Here is a 2597-nt window from a genome sequence, read left to right on the forward strand (position 1 = left end):
TGCGTGTTCCACGGGATGGTGGGCACTGATTCCACCGGATGATGGGCGCGCGTTCCACGCGATCATGGGCAGCATTTCCACGGCATCGTGGGCAACGATTCCACGCGATCGTGGGCATTTCTGGCCGACAGTCTGAAGCTACGGTTCCCTCGCTCAAGCGAGGGAACCTGAATGCCAACGGAACGACTGTCGATGCGCGTGATACGTGATGTGCTGCGTTTGAAATATGCCCAGAGGTTGAGCGAGCGGACGATCGCCGGCTCGCTCGGGCTGGGCAAAGGAACCGTGGGAGCCTACCTGGGCCGGGCGCGAAGGGCCGGCCTGACGTGGCCGCTTCCCGAGACGTTGACCGACGACGACCTTGAGTTGCTGCTGTTCCCGGCGGCGCCTTCCGTTCCGGATCACGAACGTCCCGTGCCTGACTGGTCCGTGGTCGACAGGGAACTGCGGCGCCCCGGCGTCACGCGCGCCTTGCTCTGGGAGGAATACCGCGCGGCCCATCCTCTCGGGTTCGGCTATGCCTGGTTCTGCGAGCACTACGAGGCCTGGAAGGGCCGGGTCCGCCCCTCGATGCGTCAGACGCATGTGGCCGGCGAGAAGGTCTTCGTCGACTTCGCGGGCGACACGGCTGATCTGGTCGACGCAAAGACCGGCGAGGTCCGTGCGGTGAAGCTGTTTGTCGCCGCGCTGGGGGCGTCAAACTACACCTACGCGGAAGCCGTCGCATCGGAGGGCCTCGAGGACTGGATCGGTGCACATGTCCGGATGTTTGCTTTCCTGGGCGGCGTGCCGAAGGTGGTGGTTCCCGACAACCTCAAGTCGGCAGTGTTCAAGGCGGACCGGTTCGATCCGGGACTGAACCGGACCTACGCCGAGATGGCTGGCCATTACGGGGCAGCTATCCTGCCGGCGCGCCCCTACCGGCCGCGCGACAAGGCGAAGGTCGAAGTTGCGGTGCAGGTGGCCCAGCGCTGGATACTGGCGCGGCTGCGCAATCGGCGGTTCTTCTCGCTGGCCGAGATGAACGCCGCAATCCGTCAGTTGGTCAACGAACTGAACATGCGCGTGATGCGCGGCTACGGCGCCAGCCGCGCCGATCTGTTCGCCACCCTCGACCGGCCGAACCTGCAGCCGCTGCCGCCGGAGCCCTACGTATTCGCCCGCTGGAAGCGCACCCGCATCGCGCCGGATTACCACGTCGAGGTCGACAGTTGCTGGTATTCCGTGCCGTTCGGGCTGATCCGCCAGGAGGTGGATGTACGCATCTGCGGCGGAACCGTCGAGATCTTCCACAAGGGCCAACGGGTTGCCAGCCACGCCCGCAGTCCGGGACGGCGCAGCCATATCACGGCGCCAGAGCACATGCCCTCAGCGCATCGCCGCTACGCCGAATGGACGCCGGCGCGCATGCTGGCGCAGGCCGGGAAGCTCGGACCATCGGTCGCCGCCTTCTGTGAAGCGGTGATGGCCGATCGCCCCCACCCCGAGCAGGGCTTTCGCACCTGCCTGGGCGTTCTCGCACTCGCCAGGAGCTTTGAACCGGCGCGTCTCGACGCGGCCTGCCGGAGAGGCCTGTCCATCCGCGCGCGTTCCGTCGCGTCGATCCGCTCAATCCTGCAGAGCGGGCTCGACCGCGCCTTCCTTGAGGAGGCCGGGCAGCTTCCCCTGCAGCACCCCAACATCCGCGGCCAAGGCTATTACCATTAAAGGAGACGGACCTTGCTGACACACCCCACTTCCGAGCGCCTCACTGCCCTCGGGTTGACCGGCATGGCGAAGGCGCTGCACGAGCAGCGCCACGCCCCGGCCACCTTCGACAGCCTCGGCTTCGAAGAGCGGCTCGGCCTTCTGGTCGATCGCGAAGCCTCCGAACGGGACGCCAGGCGGCTGGTCGCCCGGCTCAAGTCCGCAGCCCTGCGGCAGAGCGCCTGCGTCGAGGATCTCGATCTGCGCACCCCGCGCGGCATCGACCGCACCGTGATGGCGCACCTGGTCGACGGGTCCTGGATCGCCCGCCACGAGAACCTGCTCATCACCGGCCCCACTGGCCTGGGCAAAAGCTGGATCGCCTGCGCGCTCGGCCAGAAAGCCTGCCGTGACGGGCGAGTGGTGGCCTACCACCGGGCGCCGCGTCTCTTCGAGGCCCTTGCCATCGCCCGGGGCGACGGACGACACGCCCGGATGCTCAAGGCTCTGGCGCGAACCGACCTGCTCATTCTCGATGACTGGGGGCTCGCCGTCCTGACTTTATCCGAGAGGCGCGACCTGCTGGAGATCCTCGAGGACCGCCACGGCCGCAGCGCGACCATCGTTACCAGCCAGCTCCCACTCGAGCACTGGCATGAGGCCATCGGCGATCCGACACTGGCCGACGCAATACTGGACCGGCTCGTTCACAATGCCCACCGCCTGACGCTAGCGGGTGAAAGCATGCGCAGGCGTGCAACCAGGCTGAATCCACTTGACCCTAAAGGGCAAGCCTGACTCCATGTGCGGGTCGGCCAGGCTGCCCGAGGCGTGGAATCGATGCCCACGATGCCGTGGAATCCATGCCCACGATCGCGTGGAATCGATGCCCATCATCCGTGGAATCCGCA

General features: G+C 66.7%; 2 protein-coding genes. Both read left to right on the forward strand.

All coding sequences use genetic code 11. The features are described 5' to 3' along the window. Positions 1–171 precede the first annotated feature (171 nt). Positions 172–1707, forward strand: coding sequence for an IS21 family transposase (istA, locus tag EV666_RS18045; RefSeq protein ID WP_132011034.1), 1536 nt, complete (start codon positions 172–174; stop codon positions 1705–1707). A gap of 12 nt (positions 1708–1719) precedes the next feature. After that, positions 1720–2484: an IS21-like element helper ATPase IstB gene (istB, locus tag EV666_RS18050; RefSeq protein WP_165910085.1), complete on the forward strand. Its 765-nt coding sequence runs from the start codon at positions 1720–1722 to the stop codon at positions 2482–2484. Positions 2485–2597: the final 113 nt, after the last annotated feature.

The organism is Camelimonas lactis (assembly GCF_004342915.1).
GTDB classification, from domain to species: domain Bacteria; phylum Pseudomonadota; class Alphaproteobacteria; order Rhizobiales; family Beijerinckiaceae; genus Camelimonas; species Camelimonas lactis.